Genomic DNA, 17,136 nt, shown 5'->3' on the forward strand with positions numbered 1-17,136 from the left:
TGGCTAGAATGCAGCATATTTGCTTACAAATGAGTCGGTTGCACCCGCGCAGCAAGGCTAGAATCACCCTTACCAATTCCCCTGGGAGATGAAGATGAAAATTATTGCTGCTGCCCTGCTGATGAGCGCCTCGCTGGCGGCGCATGCGGAAGGACCTGAGCAGTTGGCCAAATCGAAGAGCTGCTTCGCCTGCCACGCCATGGCGAAGAAGCTGGTCGGGCCATCGTTCAAGGACGTCGCGGCTAAATATAAAAACGACAAGGGCGCTGAAGACAAGCTGGTCCTGAAGGTACTACAGGGCGGCTCCGGTGTCTGGGGCGCTGTACCGATGCCGCCTAACCAGGTAAGCGATGCCGAAGCACACCAGCTGGTGCGCTGGATCATGGCTCAGAAATAAGCGCCAGCCGGGGCTGTCGTCCACCGCCATTTGCCGACAGCCCATCCTGCTGGCCGCCCGCCGGCTTGGCGCGCAGCATTCGAGCCTGCCTAATATTTGAGCATTAAGACGAGTGCGGCTATAATGTCGGCTGTTCTGGATTCAATCGATTACCAATCCCATGCAAGCAACCATTGAGAACGCGCCTGCAGTGCCCGGCGCGGCACCAGCCGTTTACGTCAACATCGCCGCCTACAAATTCATCACGCTCGACAAGCTGGACGAATTGCGCCCGCAATACCAGGACATTTGCGCTCGCCTGGGCCTGAAGGGCACCATCCTGCTGACCCCGGAAGGCATCAATATGTTCCTGTCCGGCACCCGCGCACACATCGACGAGTACCTGGCATGGGTGCGCAGCGATGCGCGCCTGGCGGACCTGGAAGTGAAGGAAAGCCTGTCGGCCGAGCAGTCGCACCGCCGCATGCTGGTGCGCATCAAGAAAGAGATCATCACCATGCGCCACCCGCTGATCCGTCCGGAAGACGGCCGCGCGCCGCATGTGGAAGCCAAAACGCTGAAACGCTGGCTGGACCAGGGCCACGACGACAACGGCAAGCCGGTTGTCATGGTCGAAACCCGCAACGATTATGAAGTGGACGTCGGCACCTTCAACAACACGGTCGATTACCGCCTGACCAAGTTCACCGAATTCCCTGAGGTGATCGAGAAGCACAAGGCCGATTTCGAAGGCAAGACCGTCGTGACCTTCTGCACCGGCGGCATCCGCTGCGAGAAAGCCGCAATCCACATGCAGAACATCGGCTACGACAATGTGTACCAGCTGGAAGGCGGCATCCTGAAATACTTCGAGGAAGTGGGCGGCGCACACTACACCGGCGATTGCTTCGTGTTCGACTACCGCACCGCGCTGAACCCTCAGCTCGAGCCAACCGAAACCAAGCAATGCTTCGCCTGCCGCGCCGTGGTTACCCCGCGCCAGCAATTGGCGCCGGAATACGTGCCTGGGGTTTCATGCCCGGCCTGCTTCGGCAAGCATTGAGCGAGTGTCAGACCCCGTGGGTCTGACACTGCCTTGCCGGTTCTCCTGCGAAAACCGGTGTCCGACCCGCAGGGTCAGACACCACCGTCCACGATAAAAAAAGGCCCGTTGAACAACGGGCCTTTTTTCGTCTTAGCCTTTCGGCAGGCCGCCCAGCAGGGCAGCGATTTTCTGCTTCGGCTTGACCGGCGCAACTGGCGCGGCAGCGGCCGGAGTGCCATTGCTGCGGCTTGGCTCGTACGGCTTCAGGAACCATGGATCGACTTTCTCGCGGCGCGGCGGTGGTGCCCCTTCGCGACGCTCGCCACTGCGCGGCGCACGATCACTCTGCGTGCGGTCGCGGCGACGGTCGCCGTGGCGTTCATCGCTACGGAAGCCGCCCGGCACGAAACCTTCCAGCGTACCGCGCGGGACGGTCTGCTTGATCAGCTTTTCGATGTCGGCCAGCAGGCGTTCATCCTTGTCGGAATAGATCGAGATCGCGTCGCCCGATGCACCAGCGCGGCCGGTACGGCCAATGCGGTGCACATAGTCTTCCGCGTTGTACGGCAGGTCGAAGTTGATCACGCAAGGCAGATCGGAAATATCCAGGCCGCGCGCCGCCACATCGGTAGCCACCAGCACGTCGATCTCGCCCTTCTTGAAAGCATCCAGCGCCTGCATGCGCTCCTGCTGCGTCTTATCGCCATGGATGGCCGCAGCCTTCATGCCTTCGGCCGCCAGGCCACGCGCCAGGCGCGAAGCACCGATCTTGGTATTGGAGAACACGATCACCTGCTTCAACTCGCGCTGGCGCAGGATGTGGGCGACGGCATCGCGCTTATGGTCTTCGTTGACCTTGTATACGACCTGGGTTACTTTTTCGGCGGTTGCGTTGGAGCGTGCCACTTCGATCGTGATCGGGTCAGTCAGGAAGCTGGAGGCCAGCTTCTTGATCTCCGGCGAGAAGGTGGCCGAGAACATCAGGTTCTGGCGCTTCTTCGGCAGCAGGTTGATGATGCGCTGCAGGTCCGGCAGGAAGCCCATGTCCAGCATGCGGTCGGCTTCGTCCATGACCAGCATCTGCACCTGGCCCAGCGAAATATTCTTCTGCTCCACGTGGTCCAGCAGGCGGCCCGGTGTGGCAATCACGATTTCCACGCCGCTGCGCAGCTTTTCAGTCTGCGGCTTCATGTCCATGCCGCCAAAGACCACGGTGGAACGCAACGGGGTGTGCTTGCAATATGCCGCCACGTTTTCCGCCACCTGCACCGCCAGTTCGCGGGTCGGCGCCAGCACCAGGGCGCGCACCGGGTGGCGCGCCGGGCTCATCGACGTATTCGCATGGGCCAGCAACAGCTGGATGATCGGCAGGGAAAAACTGGCCGTCTTGCCGGTACCGGTCTGGGCGGCACCCATCACGTCGCGGCCCTGCAGCAGGATCGGGATCGCTTTCGCCTGGATCGGCGTTGGGTGCACATAACCCTGGTCGGTCAGTGCGCGCTGGATTTCCGGCGCCAGGCCGAAATCGGCGAACTTTACTTGCTCAGGGGTGTTCTCAATGTCAGACATACAATTCTTTAATTAACAGCGGCCAACCCCGCATGATACCTGAGAACTGTGGCAAAGCGCATGGATTGGGACTCTGTAGCGGAAATTATTGCCGAGTTGGAAGCTATAATGTCACTAAATGAATGCTATCCACGCTCGCGGCTGGCAGCTGGGCCGCTTTTTCCTGCTGCTTGTCCTGGCCAGCAGCCTGTTCGCCGCTGCCGCCCAGGCCGCCGCGCCATCGCTGCGCTTCCGCAAACTCGGGCCGCTCGGCAATGACGAGCCGTCAATGTTATCTCTGCTGCAAGACAAGCGCGGCTTCATGTGGATCGGCACCCAGTCGAACGGCCTTTACCGCTACGACGGCTACCGTGTCACCAAATACCGCAGCCAGGCCGGCGACCCGCGCAAGCTGCCGCATGACCGCGTCGCGGCGCTGTATGAAGATGGCCAGGGCCGGCTTTGGGCCGGCACCCAGAACGGCTTGGCGCGCTTCAACCCGGAAAGCAATGATTTCACGGCCTTTGCGCCGGCCAATGCGCCCAGTAATGGCCGCATCATCCGCGCTATCGTGTCGGACGGAAAAAGCGGCATGTGGCTCGCGACCTGGGGCGGGCTGCAGCACTTCGAACCGGACAGCGGCAAGTTCACCATTCACGTGCACGACCCGGCCCGCCCGGCAAGCCTGGGCGGCAACGACCTGAACGCGCTGGCAGTCGATAGCAACGGCGGCGTCTGGGCCGCCACCTGGCCCGGCGGCCTCGACTACCTGCCGGCCGGCGCCAGCGAATTCGAACACTACCGCGTGGACAAGGGCCAGGACCCGAACGCGCGCGCCAATATCGTACGCGCCCTGCAGTTCGACCGCCATGGCGTGCTGTGGATCGGCACGGAAGGTGGCGTCTGGCGCTGGGACAGCAGCAAGCCATGGGATACGCGCGAAAGCGTGGCCGTGCCCGACAGCCGCGTCACCAGCTTCTACTTCGACCGCGACGGCACGCTGTGGGCCACCACGCTGTCGGCCGGCCTGCTGCGCTGGGATGCGGCGGCGCAGCGCTTCGAGCAGTACAGCCACAGCAGCGACGACCCGTATTCCCTGCCGGGCGATAACCTGCGCGCCATGATGCAGGACCGCGGCGGCATGCTGTGGATTGCATCGTTTACCGATGGCATTGCCCTGGTCAACCTGAGCAGCAGCGGCTTCACGCGCTACCTGCCCTACCGCCTGGACGGGCGCCACGGCCGCGCCAATAATGCCTTGCTCAGCCTGGCGAACGGCCCAGACGGCACGGTCTGGATGGGCGGCAATCTCGGCATCGGCCAGTTCGACCCGGGCAACGGGCAAGTGCTGCGGCGCTACCAGGCCGACGGCCAGGCCGGCTCGATCAACAGCAATATCGTGTACAGCCTGTACCAGCAGCAGGACGGCCCCTTATGGGTGGGCACCGCGAACGGCCTGAACCGGCTAGATACGCCAAACGGCAAGTTCAAGCTGGTCCGCTTCGGCAACACCGCCAGCGACTTCATCAACTCCATCGCTCCCGGCAAGGACGGTGTGCTATGGCTGGGCACGGGCAACAGCCTGGTACGTTACGACACGCAGCGCGACCGCTCCCTGCTGTTCTACCACGACCCGCAAAACCCGGACAGCCGCAGCGTGGGCGGCACCAGCGTAGTGCTGGAAGACCGCAAAGGCCGTGTGTGGATGGGTTCGGAGTTCAATGGCGGCGGGCTCGACCTGCTGGAACCTGCCACCGGCAAGTTCCGCCACCTGCGCGCCGGCGGCCCGGAAGGCATGATCGACGATAACGTCACCGCGCTGCACGAAGATGCCCAGGGCCGGTTATGGATCGGCACTTCGCGCGGCCTGGTGCAACTGGAAGAAAGCGCGCGCGGCGGCTTGCGCCTGCGCTCGCACGCCGCCGCCGTGCAGCACCTGAAAACGCTGTCCATCCAATCCGACGCCAAGGGCAAGATCTGGGTCAGCACGCTGGCCGGCCTGTTCCGCCTGAACCCAGGCAATGGTTCGGCCCAGCTGTATACCGTAGCCGACGGCATGACCGACGGCTTTACCACCAATGCCTCGGCGCCCGGCGCGAACGGCAAGCTGTACTTCGGCGGCGTGCACGGCATGACCAGCGTCGAGCCGGAGCAGGTGCGCAGCGACTCGGTGCCGCCCCAGGTGGCAATCACCGACATCAAGCTGTTCAGCCACTCGCTGAGCGAAGGCCGCTTCCGCGACCAGGCCTGGCTGGAAGGCCCGCTGACGGCGCCCACCGGCCTGGTGCTGTCGTCCCAGGCGAGCGCCTTCACCATCGAGTTTGCCGCCTTGCATTTCACCGAACCGACGCAGAACCGCTACGCCTACCAGCTGGAAGGGTTCGACCCCGACTGGCAGGAAACCGATGCCGAGCGCCGCGTCGCCACCTACACCAACCTCGACCCGGGCCGCTACGTGTTCCGGGTGCGCGCCGCCAACCACCACGGCAGCTGGAGCGAGCATGCCGCCACCCTCGACGTGACGATCACCCCGCCGTTCTGGCAAACCTCCTGGTTCCGCATTGCCGCCGCGGCCGTGATCCTGGGCGGACTGTGGAGCCTGTACCACTGGCGCATCCGGCGCCTGACGCGCCTGCAAGCCGTACTCGAGCAGCAAGTCGCCGCCCGCACGGTCGAGCTGGAAGACTCCAACCGCAAGCTCGAAGCGCTGAGCCAGACCGACGGCCTGACCGGCGTCGGCAACCGGCGCGGCTTCGACCTGGCGCTGGACACGGAATGGCGGCGCGCCCTGCGCACCGGCCAGCCGCTGGCGCTGTCGATGCTGGATGTGGACTACTTCAAGAAATACAATGACCGTTATGGACACCTGGCCGGCGACGCCACGCTGCGCGCGGTGGCGCGCCTGATCACCGAGCACGGTCGGCGCAGTTCCGACCTGGTGGCGCGCTACGGCGGCGAAGAATTCGCCCTGCTGTCGGTCGCCACGCCAGGCGCCGACGCAATCGGCGTCGCGCAAACCATCTGCAGCGAACTGGCGCGCCTGCAGCTGGCGCACGACGCCTCCCCGCTCGGCCACGTAACCATCAGTATCGGCGTCGCGGTGCTGGTGCCAACCGAACACAGCCGCCCCGAGCACCTGGTGCGCCTGGCCGACGAAGCGCTGTACCGCGCCAAGCAGCGCGGCCGCAACCAGGCCCTGCTGGCAATGGAAGAGTGAGGCAGGCACCATGGCAGCCCAGGACGATCCCCAGCCACAACCGCCGGCCGAACCCGGCCCTGACGACTGCTGCCACAGCGGCTGCACCTGGTGCGTGCTCGATCTCTACTACGAAGACCTCGAGCGCTACCGCAGCGCCCTCGCCGCCTGGGAAGCTCGCAGGAAAAAAGTCGGGGTCAGCTCCGGCAATCGGACAAAAGTTTCGCAAAGTTCATGACAAGCCCAGTCGGCCCCGACTTGCATGTTCGTGACTTAACGGAAGGCTGGCCCCGCTCCCGCTAGCATCGGGACATGGAACAGCAGAGCCAATCCTGGCTGGACAAGCTCGGTCCCGGCCTGATCTCGGGGGCCGCCGACGATGATCCCAGCGGCATCGCCACCTATTCGCAGGCCGGAGCCCAGTTCGGCCTCGGCATGCTATGGCTTGGGCTGTTCACCTATCCCCTGATGGTCGGCATCCAGGAAACCAGCGCCCGCATCGGCCGCACCAGCGGGCGTGGCCTGGCCTCCAATATGCGCCGCTGCTTTCCGGCCTGGCTGTTGTACGGCGTGGTCAGCCTGCTGCTGTTCGCCAACACCATCAATATCGCAGCCGACCTGGCCGCCATGGGCGATGCGCTGCAGCTGGTCGCGGGCGGCCAGGCGCAATGGTATGCACTGGGCTTTGGCCTGCTGTCGGTACTACTGCAGGTTTTCATCCCCTACCAGCGCTACGCACGCCTGCTGAAGTGGCTGACGCTGGCGCTGCTGGCCTATGCCGCCACCGTGCTGGTGATCGATGTGCCCTGGCGCGAGGTGGCCAAGCGCACCTTTTCGCCCTATATCGAATGGAACAAGGAATACCTGACCACCATGGTGGCGGTATTCGGCACCACCATCAGCCCCTACCTGTTCTTCTGGCAGGCAGCGCAGGAAGTGGAGGAACTGCAGGCCGACCCGCAGGCCCAGCCGCTCAAGCGCGCGCCGCGCCAGGTGCGCCCGCAACTGCGCCGCATCAAGCTCGATACCGCGATCGGCATGGGCTTTTCGAACCTGGTGGCCTGGTCGATCATGCTGACCACTGCCGTGACGCTGCATGCGCACGGCATCTTCGATGTCGGCTCGTCGGCCCAGGCGGCTGCGGCGCTGCGGCCGATCGCGGGAGAGCTGGCGTTTGCGCTATTCGGGCTCGGCATCATCGGCACCGGCCTGCTGGCGATTCCCGTGCTGGCCGGTTCGGCTGCCTACGCCATGGCGGGCGCCTTCAACTGGCGCAGCAGCCTGGAGCTGGAACCGCATGCGGCGCGCAAGTTCTACGCCATCATCGCCGCGGCCACGCTGGCCGGCGTCGGTATCGGCTTCCTGCCAGTGGACCCGATGCGGGCCCTGTACTGGAGCGCGGTCATCAACGGCGTGGTGGCGGTGCCGGTCATGGTGGTAACCATGCTGCTGTCGACCCGGCGCGGGGTGATGGGCAAGGTCGTCCTGTCGCGCCGTTTGCGCGTGCTGGGCTGGTCCTGTACAACAGTAATGGCCTTGGCAGTGTTGGCCATGTTCGCCAGCATGGTAAGCTAGCGCGCATGAACAAACGACACTTCCTGCTGGCCCTTGCGGCCGCAATCGCCCTGCCATCGCTGCCTGCGCTGGCCGCCGAGCCGCGCCCATTCCCGCCAAACGCCAAACGCGGCAAGATTACCTTCGGCTATGCGCCCGACATCGTCGTCGACGGCAAGCCGCGCCAGCTCTCGCCGGCCGCGCGCATCTTCAGCGATGAAAACCTGACCGTTGTGCCGAACTCGCTGGCCGACGGCACCTTCATCGTCAACTACACCGAAGACATGAACGGCAATCTCAACCTGGTCTGGATCCTGACGCAGGAAGAAGCGCGCCTGCCCGCAGCCAACAAGCGCTGACCGATGCTGCGGCGCCGCCTTGCCTTCGCCCTGCTGCTTGCGGCCGCGGCGCCGGCCGGCGCCGACACGCTTGTCAAAGCCTACAACAGCTATCGCGGGCCGCCCTACATCGACGGCAGAACTGGCCTGGCGCCGGAACTGGTGCGTTATGTGAACCGCAAGCTGGAAGGCCGCTACACGCTGCAACTGGTGTCCTTGCAGCGCCGCCAGCTGAACCAGTTAATGGAGGCGCCCGGCGGTTTCGACGGCGTAGCGCTGTTCCTCTCCCCCGCCTTCATCGGCGATGTGCCGCGCAAGCGTTTTCACTGGAGCCCGGCCTTCCTCGACGACAGCAATGCCATTGTGTCGCGCATCGACAACCCGGTACGCTACCAAGGACCTGCTTCGCTGGTGGGCCTGCGCTTTGCCGGCATCTACGGCAACCGCTATCCCGGCATCGATGAATACGTCGGCAAGAGCCTGACGCGCGCCAACGCGCCCGATGCGATGGCCAACTTGCGCAAATTGGCCGCAGGCCAGGCGGATTTCACCGTCATGCCCCTCAGTTCTTTCCGTTACCTGCGGCGCCAGATGGACAAGGAACAACTGCCGGTGGGACAGCTGCATGTGGGCGACAAACCGTTCAACCAGTTCGGCCGCCATTTCGTACTGGCGCGCGATGCCGGTAAGCTGGCGGCAGAACTGGACAAGATCGCTGCCGCCATGCCCTGTGATCGCGAGTGGCGCCGCATCGCGCTGCGCTACCACTTTACCGTCGTCGCCGCTTCCTCCTGCCGCTGAAACGTGCCGCCGCACGGAAGGCCAACAGCACCACCAGGCTGATGCCGCATAAGGCTGGTGCCGAAGGCCTGGCCGCGGCATCGTCGACGATCTCGTATTTGCTGCCCAACAGGACATTATTGGCCAGGGCCGGATCGACGTCCAGCATCATCCTGCCCAGGCTGGCCCGGCCATTGCCCGCCTGGCCCGGTGGACTGAAGGGGAATTCCGGCGGCTCGGCCAACCCACCCTGGAAATGCGGGGCATCGTTCTCGCTGACGAAATTCTCGAATGGGTCGGGGCCGGCGACGGGGGCCGCGTTACCACTGCCAGATGCCTCCGAGCTGGACAGCAACGCAGCAGACGCAGCTTGGCTCGCGGACAGCAGCAGGGCGCAAGCGCCCAGCCCCAATCTGCCCATACATTTCCTCCAGTTAATTTTGATTAACTGAAATTTAAGCAATAATCGCACCAGGCAATATAAGTTGCTGATTTCAAATGCGGGCTGCTTCTGGCTGTAAAGAATTCCGACAACTTCAGGGCTTGACCAGGCTATCGATAAAGGCCTGCACGGCACCGGTATAGGCAGGGTCAGCGCCAAGCTGCAGGTTGATTGCGCGGTGGCTCCCGGCCTGCTCCAGCACTTCGGCGCGGCTGCCGCCGGCGCGCAGGCGCTGCGCAAAATCGTGGGCCTGGCGGCAGGCGCCGTCACGCCGGGTGGAGCAAACCAGCAGCATCGGCTGCGCGCCGGGCACCAGCGCGTGGGCTGGCGACACCTTGCGCCAGAAGGCCGGATCGCTGCCAAACGCTTCGTCGTACAAGCGCATGTGGCGCTGTTCCATAATCGCAGGCACGTCGAGCGCCCCGCTATCGAGGGCAATGGCGCCAAGCCAGCTGCTGCCTGCTGCCAGCGACGGCTGGGCCGACAGCAGCGCCACCAGGTGCGCTCCGGCCGAATGGCCCATCAGGATAAAGCGGCGCGGGTCGGCGCCCCAGCTCGCGGCCCTGCCTTGGGCTGCGGCCAGCGCCAGCGCCACGTCCTGCGCCTGCACTAGCGGATCGGCATCGGGCAGCATGCGGTAATCGATCGAGATGAGCAGGTAGCCGCGCCCGTTGAAATAGGGAACCTTGTTTTCCACCACAGCCCTTTCGGCCTTGTCGCCGGTGCGCCAACCGCCGCCATGCACCATGAAGATGACAGGCGCATTGGCTGTCGCCGGCTTGGGCAGGTAGACGTCGAAGCGTTGGCGGTGATCGCTGCCGTAGGGGATGTCGCGCAAGGGCCCCGCGCCGGCGGGGAGGATGGTGGCGCCCAGCACGATGGCCAGGACGCCGGCGGGGAACCGGTGGCGCATGCTGCCTCCTTGAAGCGAGGCAGCGCCGGGCTGCCTCAGATGAAGTAGATTGCTGCTGCGAGGCCGATGATAAGGCCAAACTTGGTGATCTTGTAGACGGTCTTGTTCCAGGCCTTGAAAGCGCGGCGGTATTTGCCGGCATAGAAGGACACGCGGAACAGCTTCGACACCAGGCCCACCTGGTCGCCTTGCTCGTTGGGGGAAGCGGCAGCGGTCATCATGGTGCGGCCCAGGAAGCGGTTGATCGCCTGCGCCCAGCGATAGCGCATCGGACGTTCCACGTCGCAGAACAGGATGATGCGGTCGCTTTCGGAACCGTTGATGGCCCAGTGAATATAGGTCTCGTCGAAGATCACACCCTGGCCGTCGCGCCAGCTGTGGCGTTCGCCGTCGACATCGATGAAGCAGCGGTCGTCGTTTGGTGTGGCCAGGCCCAGGTGGTAGCGCAGCGAGCCGGCAAACGGATCGCGGTGCGGATTGAGCTTGCCGCCCGGCGGCAGCTCGGCAAACATGGCGGCTTTTACCGACGGGATCGCGGCCAGCAGTGCATAGGTTTGCGGGCACAGTTCCTGCGCCGATGGGTGGCTGGCGTTGTACCACTTCAGGTAAAAACGCTTCCAGCCGTTCTTGAAAAAGGAGTTGAAGCCAGCGTCGTCGTTCTTTTCCGAAGCCTTGATCTTCTGCAGTCGCAGCAGATTTTCCGCTTCGGCCCGGATTACCTGCCAGTTGTCTTCCAGCGGCTTGAGCTCCTTGAAGGTATCAACCGGCAGGTAAGGCGTGGACGGCACGCGCGAAAACCAGTGCATGAAGATGTTGATCGGGGCCATGAACGACGAGTGATCGAATAGTTGGCGGCCGATCGGGAGGCGTACCTTGCCACGGAAGTGGATGTGCAGGACGGACAGGATGTAAAAACCGACAACAGCCCATTTCATTGCGAAAACCTCGGAAAGATCCAAACCTGCGATTCTACCGCAGTCTGCAAAGTGAGTATTTGTGAATATCGCAACAATGTAAGCATGCTATCGTGGCGCGCATGACTTGTATTATTTGCTACGCCCCATTGAAGACCGGCCTCTCAGGCTGGCACCGTACCTGCCCTGGCTGCGCCTACGAAGGCGCGGACCATCCCGTCACACCCGACGCAAGCGAAGAGGACCTGCGCGAAGCGTCGCTGAATGCGCTGCGCCAGGAGAACTGCCGCACCATTGTCGCCCTCACACGCCAGTTCGCGGCGCCGCGCGCCAACACCCTGCTTGACGTTGGCAGCGCCCACGGCTGGTTCCTGGAGGCCGCCGCATGCGCCTTCGACGTGCTGGGTGTCGAGCCGGATGAAGTGCTGGCGAGGCAGGCCGCAGCGCGCGGACTGCCCGTGCGCATCGGCTATTTCCCGCAGGCGCTGGCCGACGGGGAGCAGTTCGACATCATCGTTCTGAACGAAATAATCGAACATATTCCCGACATCCGCGCCGCGCTGCGCGACTGCCACCAGCGCCTGGCGCCGGATGGCACCCTGGTACTCAACCTGCCCAGCAGCCGCGGGCTTTGCTACCGGCTGTCCAAGCAGTTCGCCCGCTTTGGCCTGCATGGACTGTTCGAGCGGCTGTGGCAGAAGGGCATGCCGTCGCCGCATGTGCATTACTTCAATCCGACCAACCTCACCAGGCTGGTGGAGCGCGAAGGCTTTGTCCTGCGCCACAGCACCGAACTGGCTGCAGTGAAGAAGGAAGGCATGTGGCGCTGGATGACGGTGTTTGGCCCGGTGACGCCGCTCAAGGCGCCCCTGCGCTACCTGGGCATGCGCTGGGTGGTGCTGCCGCTGATGCGGCTCTTCCCCAGCGATATCATGGTCTGCATCTACCGCAAGCGCTAAGCATCAGGCGCTGCGCCACAGCGCCAGCGCTTCCTGCGCCACCAGGTCAGGGCGTTCTTCTGGCCAGAACAACTTGCTGCCTTCGATGCGGCGCACACCCTTGCTGTTGCCGAACGCTTGCTCCAGATAGTCGGCGCCACGCGGCAGGAAGATATCGTCCGCCATGCCCCACAACACGCGCACCGGTGCCCTGCTGGCTTTCAAAGCCGGTTTGATGCCGTGCAGGACGTTTCGCTCCAGCGCGGTGATGTAGCCGTGCAGGCGCTGCGGGTTGTCGACCAGGGGGCGCAGGTAGGTTTCGAATACCTCGTCGGCCAGCGCGGCGGGGTGGGCGTAGCAGATGCCGCCCAGGCCTTCCGGCGAGCGGGCCTTGTCCTTGTCGGCCAGCCAGGGCGCCAGCCATTCCCGCGCGAACTTGCCTTGCTTGGCCAATTCGATCACCGGCCGCATGGCAGGCGGCGGGCAATCGATTTCGGTGTCGCAGTTGGCAAGCAGCACGCTGCGCACGCGCTCCGGATGCAGCACCAGCAATAGCTGAGCGACGGCGCCGCCGCTGTCGCTGGCCACCACGTCGACTTGATCGACACCCAGCTTGTCGAGCAGTTCGGCCAGCATGGCGACCTGCCCTTCCGGATCGAGCCTGGCATCCGGCGCCGGTTCGCTGTGGCCAAGACCGAGAAAGTCCGGCGCGATGCAGCGGCGATGCGGCGAAAGGCGCGCCACCGCGCCGCGCCATTGGAAGTTGTTCAGCGGCAGGCCGTGCAGGAACAAGGCTGCCTGCGTGGCGCGACCACGTTCCACAACTGCGACGCGCCCGAAGCTGGTCGCAACAAAGCGCCGCGCCGCCTTCCATGCCCTCGCATCACGCGCAGCTTCGGCCCGCAACACCGCGTCACCCGGAGTCACGCCCGCAGCGCGGCCCGGCGCAGCGCTGGCGAGGCGTCCAGCGCCCGTCATGGCCGCGAGCGCGGTGGCGGCAAAACCCAATTTCAGAAAGTCCCGGCGAATCATGCTCATCTCCTTAAAGACTGGTTTTCGATGGAATGCATGATCGGTCCGGGACCGGCGCGAAGCAATGACCTCCGAGGTCATGGAAACGCGGCGCCAAACCTTGCTAATATCGCCACATGAACGCAAACCCGACCCCGATCGCCCATGTCGGCGCCCTGCTGCGCGAATGGCGCTCCGCCCGCCGCATGAGCCAGATGGACCTGGCGCTGGACGCCGGCCTCTCCACGCGCCATTTGAGCTGCATCGAAACGGGCAAGGCCCAGCCCAGCCGCGACATCCTGGCCCGCATCGCCGACACGCTGGCAATGACGCTGCGCGACCGCAATGCGTTGCTGGTGGCCGCCGGCTACGCCCCGCGCTACGCGGAATCCGCGCTGGCCAATCCCGAACTGGCGCCAATGCGGCGCGCCATCGAGGCGATGCTGAAGCAGCAGGAGCCCTATCCTGCCTTCCTGATGAACCGCCATTGGGATATCGTCATGGCCAACGACGCCGCCATCCGCATGAACCGCTGGCTGCTCGGCGGCCGCGACAGCCCGCACCGCAATATGCTGCGGCACGCCTTCGACCCGCAGGACCTGCGCTCGGTGCTGGTGAACTGGGAAGAGATTGCAGGCACCCTGTTGGCCCACCTGCACAAGCTGGTCGCAACGGCGCCGAACGACAACAAGGCACGCGGACTGCTGGACGAAGTCCTCGGCTATCCCGGCGTGCCCGAGAAATGGCGCCAGCGCGACCTGCGCGCGGTTCCGGCGCCGCTGCTTGAAACAGTTTTCGAGCGCGACGGCCAGCGCGTGGCATTCTTCTCCACCATCACCACCTTCGGCACCCCGCGCGACGTCACGCTGGAAGAACTGCACATCGAATCGTGCTTTCCCGCCGACGAGGCCAGCGCGGCGTTTTGCCGCGCTCTCGTAACGGTTTAAGCGCTTTTTTTTCTGCGCAAAGAGGCAAAGCCGGCGAAGCCGATACCAAACAACGCCAGCGTGGTGGGCTCGGGAACTTCCACCATCTCCATCTTCCCGTCCCATCCTTCGCCTGCAATGGGTATTTCCTCCCCGGTTTGACTGTCAACGCGGTCGTACATCCATTGAGTCGAAAAGCGCGTGTAACTTATCTTCTCATTGCGCCACAGCTTTTCTGCCAAGGCGCTGTCCATGACGGTTTCAAGCGCCATTCCCGCACCACTGAAATGAAACTGATAATTGGTGACGAAACCTCTGTGATAACTGCCGGCCGCATCGCCGGTGTACTCGTCACCGATTTGACCGAAGGTAAAGCGCCCCGAATAGCCGCCGTCCCGCTCCACCATCAAGGTGACCCTGAGCCACTGAAAGTCCGGGTCGGCCTGCCGCCCGATGCGGGCAAGATACTCATTGTCGTAGGGCGAATAGAAATCGGATAATCGAATCTGCAAGACGTAATGCGGTAATCGTCGTCGTCGGTAATGCAGCGCTGTGAAGTCAGGCTTGAGCGCAACGTGCCACCAAAGGGTGTGATCGCCTTCGAATCCTGGGACCGGTTTTGCCCAATGCTAGTCCAGTGAACGGCGGAATTGACGCTGAAGGTCACGGCCAAGCCTGCATGCGCCGACCCGGCGAGAGCCAGCATCAAGACTGGCAGCGCGGTATGTTTCATACTTCACAATTTTTAAAAAGAATAAAGTATACAACTTAATTTGCATAAACAGCAACAAACGGGACAAGATTCCGATGTCATTTGCAACAAGACGTTCATCCGCAACACAAGGTTTCCGCGATGCCCTGCACGCCGGGGCTTAGCAGCAAGACGGAGCCGGGCCAGCCGGCGCCGTTGCCGGGGTCGATCGAGGTGACCAGCAGCGTGGACAGGTCGGGACCACCGAAGCTGCACATCGATGGCTTGGCGAACGGCAGTTCGATCTCGCGATCGAGCACACCGGCTGGCGTGTAGCGCTGCAGCAGGCCGCCGTCGTTGGCGCAGGTCCAGTAGCAACCATCGGCATCGACTGCGGCACCATCGGGCCGACCTAGCTGCCCGCCGAGGTCGAGGAAAATGCGTTTATTGTGCGGCGTGCCGCTGTCGCTATCGTAATCGAAGGCCCACACCATGCGCCGCTTCGGGTGCGAATCTGACAGGTACATCACATCGCCGCCCGGCGAGAAGGCCGTGCCGTTCTGGGTCAGCAAGCCGGACACAAAGGGCCCCGACAACCCTTCGCCAGCGCTGTAGCGATACAGCTGGCCGACCGCGCGCTCCGCAGCCATATCCATAAACATGGTGCCGGCCCAGAAGCGGCCCTGCCGGTCGCAGCGCCCATCGTTGAAACGCATGCCTTCACCCAGCTGAGACTCCGGCGGTGCCGCCAAGCGTTCGGCCAGAACACTGCCGTCTTCATGCAGCCACAGATGGAATATGCCGCTTTCCGTTCCCGCAATGAAGCCGCCGCGGGCGGCCGGCGCCAGGCAGGCCACCATCTCCGGCGCCTCCCAGAAGCGTGTGGCGCCGCTGGCGTAATCCAGGCGCCAGATGCGGCGCGCCGGAATGTCGACCCAATACCAGGCGCCCTCGCCCGCGTGCCAGGCGGGGCTTTCACCCACCGTGCAATGAACACCGCTTATTTTTTCCATCAGAGATCAGTGATTTCCTTGTGCGCCGGGACCAGCGCTTTCATGATGCACCATGCGAGCAGGTAAGCCAGCGCGCAGAAGGTGAACATGATCATATAGCCGGTCTGGATCTGGCCCAGCGCGTTGTAGTGGTCGAACAGTTTTCCGGCCACTTTGGTAATCAGTACGCCGCCCAGGCCACCGGCCATGCCGCCGATGCCGACCACGGAGCCGACACTGTGTTTCGGGAACATGTCCGACACAGTAGTGAACAGGTTGGCCGACCAGGCCTGGTGCGCGGAAGCGCCGATGCCGATCAGGATCACCGGCACCCAGATGCCCAGGTAGCCAAGCGGCTGCGCCAGCAGCACCGCCAGCGGGAAGAACGCGATGGTCAGCATGGCGCGCATGCGGCCGTGGTAGACGCTCGCGCCGCGGTTGATGAAGAAGGTAGGGAACCAGCCGCCGCCGATGGAACCGAACATGGTCATTGAGTAAAGCACCGCGAGCGGCACCACCATTTCGGTTGCCGATACGCCGTACTGCGCCGACATGAACTTGGGCAGCCAGAAAAGAAAGAACCACCATACGCCATCGGTCAGGAATTTGCCAACCGTGAAAGCCCAGGTCTGGCGGTAGGCCAGCAGCTTGAACCAGGAAGCCTTGCGCGGCGCTTCGTCAGCCGTAGGCGCCGGGGCATCCGCCGCATCACTGTTGATGTAATCCAGCTCGGCGCGCGACAGGCGTTTTTGCTTCGACGGCACGTCGTAGAGATATAGCCAGAAGCCCATCCAGACAAAGCCGACCGCACCGATGATGATGAAGGCTGCTTGCCAGCCCCACAGCCCGGCGATCAGCGGCACCGTGATCGGCGCCAGGATCGCGCCGATATTCGCGCCGGAATTGAAGATGCCGGTGGCGAAGGAGCGCTCCTTCTTCGGAAAGTATTCGGCAGTAGCCTTGATCGCGGCCGGGAAGTTGCCCGCTTCGCCCAGCGCCAGCACCGCGCGGCCAACCATGAAGCCAGCCACCGATACCGGCACGGCGGCAATGCCGACGGCGGCCAGGATATTTGTGAACGTGGTACCGATCGCCACCGAGTAAGCATGCAGGATCGCACCGAACGACCACACCACGATGGCCAGCACGAAAGCGCGGCGAGTGCCCATCCGGTCGATCACACGGCCGGCGAACAGCATCGAGATCGCGTACACGAACTGGAATACCGCGGCGATGTTGGCGTAGTCGGTATTGGACCAGCCGAATTTCTTCGACAGCGCGGGTGCCAGCAGCGACAGCACCTGGCGGTCAAGGTAGTTGATGGTGGTGGCGAAGAACAGCAGGCCACAGATGGTCCAGCGGTATTTTCCGATGGCGGCGACCGGTTCTGCGGCCAGGCCGACAGCTTGCGGGTTTGGTTGATTCATGGTTTCTTATAGTCGAGAGCGGCCGGCGTCTCCTCCGGCCGTACT

At 63.7% G+C, this 17,136-nt stretch carries 17 protein-coding genes; 9 read left to right on the top strand and 8 right to left on the bottom strand.

Annotated features, from left to right (window positions below; genetic code table 11):
* The first annotated feature begins 94 nt into the window (after nt 1-94).
* Entirely contained in the window at nt 95-397 is a 303-nt protein-coding gene (locus ACWBU6_RS25330; RefSeq protein ID WP_452646094.1) for a c-type cytochrome, read from the top strand.
* 160 nt (nt 398-557) lie between these two features.
* Entirely contained in the window at nt 558-1,439 is an 882-nt protein-coding gene (locus tag ACWBU6_RS25335; protein WP_452646095.1) for a sulfurtransferase, read from the top strand.
* 132 nt (nt 1,440-1,571) lie between these two features.
* Here ACWBU6_RS25335 and ACWBU6_RS25340 read toward each other — a convergent pair whose 3' ends face one another.
* Nucleotides 1,572-2,990, bottom strand: coding sequence for a DEAD/DEAH box helicase (locus ACWBU6_RS25340; RefSeq protein ID WP_452646096.1), 1,419 nt, complete (start codon nt 2,988-2,990; stop codon nt 1,572-1,574).
* 118 nt (nt 2,991-3,108) lie between these two features.
* On the opposite strand from ACWBU6_RS25340, the gene ACWBU6_RS25345 reads away from it, so the two are divergent.
* The 5 genes from ACWBU6_RS25345 to ACWBU6_RS25365 all read left to right on the top strand — a co-directional run bounded on the left by ACWBU6_RS25345 (nt 3,109) and on the right by ACWBU6_RS25365 (nt 8,858).
* Nucleotides 3,109-6,186, top strand: coding sequence for a two-component regulator propeller domain-containing protein (locus ACWBU6_RS25345; protein ID WP_452646097.1), 3,078 nt, complete (start codon nt 3,109-3,111; stop codon nt 6,184-6,186).
* Between the two features lie 10 nt (nt 6,187-6,196).
* On the top strand, nt 6,197-6,403 hold the full coding sequence (locus ACWBU6_RS25350) for an oxidoreductase-like domain-containing protein (protein ID WP_452646098.1): 207 nt from the start codon (nt 6,197-6,199) through the stop codon (nt 6,401-6,403).
* A gap of 74 nt (nt 6,404-6,477) precedes the next feature.
* Nucleotides 6,478-7,740 (top strand): NRAMP family divalent metal transporter, encoded by a 1,263-nt coding sequence (locus tag ACWBU6_RS25355; protein WP_452646099.1) that lies wholly within the window; start codon nt 6,478-6,480, stop codon nt 7,738-7,740.
* 5 nt (nt 7,741-7,745) lie between these two features.
* Complete coding sequence (locus tag ACWBU6_RS25360; RefSeq protein WP_452646100.1) at nt 7,746-8,078, top strand: hypothetical protein; 333 nt, start codon at nt 7,746-7,748, stop codon at nt 8,076-8,078.
* Between the two features lie 3 nt (nt 8,079-8,081).
* Nucleotides 8,082-8,858 (top strand): substrate-binding periplasmic protein, encoded by a 777-nt coding sequence (locus tag ACWBU6_RS25365; RefSeq protein ID WP_452646101.1) that lies wholly within the window; start codon nt 8,082-8,084, stop codon nt 8,856-8,858.
* On the opposite strand, the gene ACWBU6_RS25370 is transcribed toward ACWBU6_RS25365, so the two are convergent.
* From ACWBU6_RS25370 to lpxO, 3 genes are all read right to left on the bottom strand, one after another.
* Entirely contained in the window at nt 8,827-9,258 is a 432-nt protein-coding gene (locus ACWBU6_RS25370) for a hypothetical protein (RefSeq protein WP_452646102.1), read from the bottom strand. The genes ACWBU6_RS25365 and ACWBU6_RS25370 overlap by 32 nt on opposite strands.
* A gap of 115 nt (nt 9,259-9,373) precedes the next feature.
* Nucleotides 9,374-10,192 (bottom strand): alpha/beta hydrolase, encoded by an 819-nt coding sequence (locus ACWBU6_RS25375; protein WP_452646103.1) that lies wholly within the window; start codon nt 10,190-10,192, stop codon nt 9,374-9,376.
* 35 nt (nt 10,193-10,227) lie between these two features.
* The gene (lpxO, locus tag ACWBU6_RS25380) at nt 10,228-11,127 is read right to left on the bottom strand and encodes a lipid A hydroxylase LpxO (protein WP_452646104.1); all 900 of its coding nucleotides are present in this window, start codon (nt 11,125-11,127) and stop codon (nt 10,228-10,230) included.
* Between the two features lie 101 nt (nt 11,128-11,228).
* Here lpxO and ACWBU6_RS25385 point away from each other — a divergent pair, with 101 nt between their 5' ends.
* Entirely contained in the window at nt 11,229-12,065 is an 837-nt protein-coding gene (locus tag ACWBU6_RS25385; protein ID WP_452646105.1) for a class I SAM-dependent methyltransferase, read from the top strand.
* Nucleotides 12,066-12,068: 3 nt separating this feature from the next.
* Here ACWBU6_RS25385 and ACWBU6_RS25390 read toward each other — a convergent pair whose 3' ends face one another.
* On the bottom strand, nt 12,069-13,076 hold the full coding sequence (locus ACWBU6_RS25390) for an alpha/beta fold hydrolase (RefSeq protein ID WP_452646106.1): 1,008 nt from the start codon (nt 13,074-13,076) through the stop codon (nt 12,069-12,071).
* 116 nt (nt 13,077-13,192) lie between these two features.
* On the opposite strand from ACWBU6_RS25390, the gene ACWBU6_RS25395 reads away from it, so the two are divergent.
* Entirely contained in the window at nt 13,193-14,002 is an 810-nt protein-coding gene (locus tag ACWBU6_RS25395; protein ID WP_452646107.1) for a helix-turn-helix domain-containing protein, read from the top strand.
* On the opposite strand, the gene ACWBU6_RS25400 is transcribed toward ACWBU6_RS25395, so the two are convergent.
* The 3 genes from ACWBU6_RS25400 to ACWBU6_RS25410 all read right to left on the bottom strand — a co-directional run bounded on the left by ACWBU6_RS25400 (nt 13,999) and on the right by ACWBU6_RS25410 (nt 17,091).
* Nucleotides 13,999-14,493 (bottom strand): PEP-CTERM sorting domain-containing protein, encoded by a 495-nt coding sequence (locus tag ACWBU6_RS25400; protein ID WP_452646108.1) that lies wholly within the window; start codon nt 14,491-14,493, stop codon nt 13,999-14,001. The two genes, ACWBU6_RS25395 and ACWBU6_RS25400, sit on opposite strands and share 4 nt — an antisense overlap.
* 316 nt (nt 14,494-14,809) lie before the next feature.
* Nucleotides 14,810-15,685, bottom strand: coding sequence for an SMP-30/gluconolactonase/LRE family protein (locus tag ACWBU6_RS25405; RefSeq protein ID WP_452646109.1), 876 nt, complete (start codon nt 15,683-15,685; stop codon nt 14,810-14,812).
* The gene (locus ACWBU6_RS25410) at nt 15,685-17,091 is read right to left on the bottom strand and encodes an MFS transporter (protein ID WP_452646110.1); all 1,407 of its coding nucleotides are present in this window, start codon (nt 17,089-17,091) and stop codon (nt 15,685-15,687) included. Before ACWBU6_RS25410 ends, ACWBU6_RS25405 begins: the two co-directional genes overlap by 1 nt.
* Nucleotides 17,092-17,136 lie beyond the last annotated feature (45 nt).

This window comes from Pseudoduganella sp. HUAS MS19 (genome assembly GCF_053615455.1).

Bases quoted from the DNA above. Each gene is read 5' to 3' on its own strand.
- ACWBU6_RS25330 (WP_452646094.1), top strand. From the start codon at position 95: ATGAAAATTATTGCTGCTGCCCTGCTGATGAGCGCCTCGCTGGCGGCG.
- ACWBU6_RS25335 (WP_452646095.1), top strand. From the start codon at position 558: ATGCAAGCAACCATTGAGAACGCGCCTGCAGTGCCCGGCGCGGCACCA.
- ACWBU6_RS25340 (WP_452646096.1), bottom strand. From the start codon at position 2,990: ATGTCTGACATTGAGAACACCCCTGAGCAAGTAAAGTTCGCCGATTTC.
- ACWBU6_RS25345 (WP_452646097.1), top strand. From the start codon at position 3,109: ATGAATGCTATCCACGCTCGCGGCTGGCAGCTGGGCCGCTTTTTCCTG.
- ACWBU6_RS25350 (WP_452646098.1), top strand. From the start codon at position 6,197: ATGGCAGCCCAGGACGATCCCCAGCCACAACCGCCGGCCGAACCCGGC.
- ACWBU6_RS25355 (WP_452646099.1), top strand. From the start codon at position 6,478: ATGGAACAGCAGAGCCAATCCTGGCTGGACAAGCTCGGTCCCGGCCTG.
- ACWBU6_RS25360 (WP_452646100.1), top strand. From the start codon at position 7,746: ATGAACAAACGACACTTCCTGCTGGCCCTTGCGGCCGCAATCGCCCTG.
- ACWBU6_RS25365 (WP_452646101.1), top strand. From the start codon at position 8,082: ATGCTGCGGCGCCGCCTTGCCTTCGCCCTGCTGCTTGCGGCCGCGGCG.
- ACWBU6_RS25370 (WP_452646102.1), bottom strand. From the start codon at position 9,258: ATGGGCAGATTGGGGCTGGGCGCTTGCGCCCTGCTGCTGTCCGCGAGC.
- ACWBU6_RS25375 (WP_452646103.1), bottom strand. From the start codon at position 10,192: ATGCGCCACCGGTTCCCCGCCGGCGTCCTGGCCATCGTGCTGGGCGCC.
- lpxO (WP_452646104.1), bottom strand. From the start codon at position 11,127: ATGAAATGGGCTGTTGTCGGTTTTTACATCCTGTCCGTCCTGCACATC.
- ACWBU6_RS25385 (WP_452646105.1), top strand. From the start codon at position 11,229: ATGACTTGTATTATTTGCTACGCCCCATTGAAGACCGGCCTCTCAGGC.
- ACWBU6_RS25390 (WP_452646106.1), bottom strand. From the start codon at position 13,076: ATGATTCGCCGGGACTTTCTGAAATTGGGTTTTGCCGCCACCGCGCTC.
- ACWBU6_RS25395 (WP_452646107.1), top strand. From the start codon at position 13,193: ATGAACGCAAACCCGACCCCGATCGCCCATGTCGGCGCCCTGCTGCGC.
- ACWBU6_RS25405 (WP_452646109.1), bottom strand. From the start codon at position 15,685: ATGGAAAAAATAAGCGGTGTTCATTGCACGGTGGGTGAAAGCCCCGCC.
- ACWBU6_RS25410 (WP_452646110.1), bottom strand. From the start codon at position 17,091: ATGAATCAACCAAACCCGCAAGCTGTCGGCCTGGCCGCAGAACCGGTC.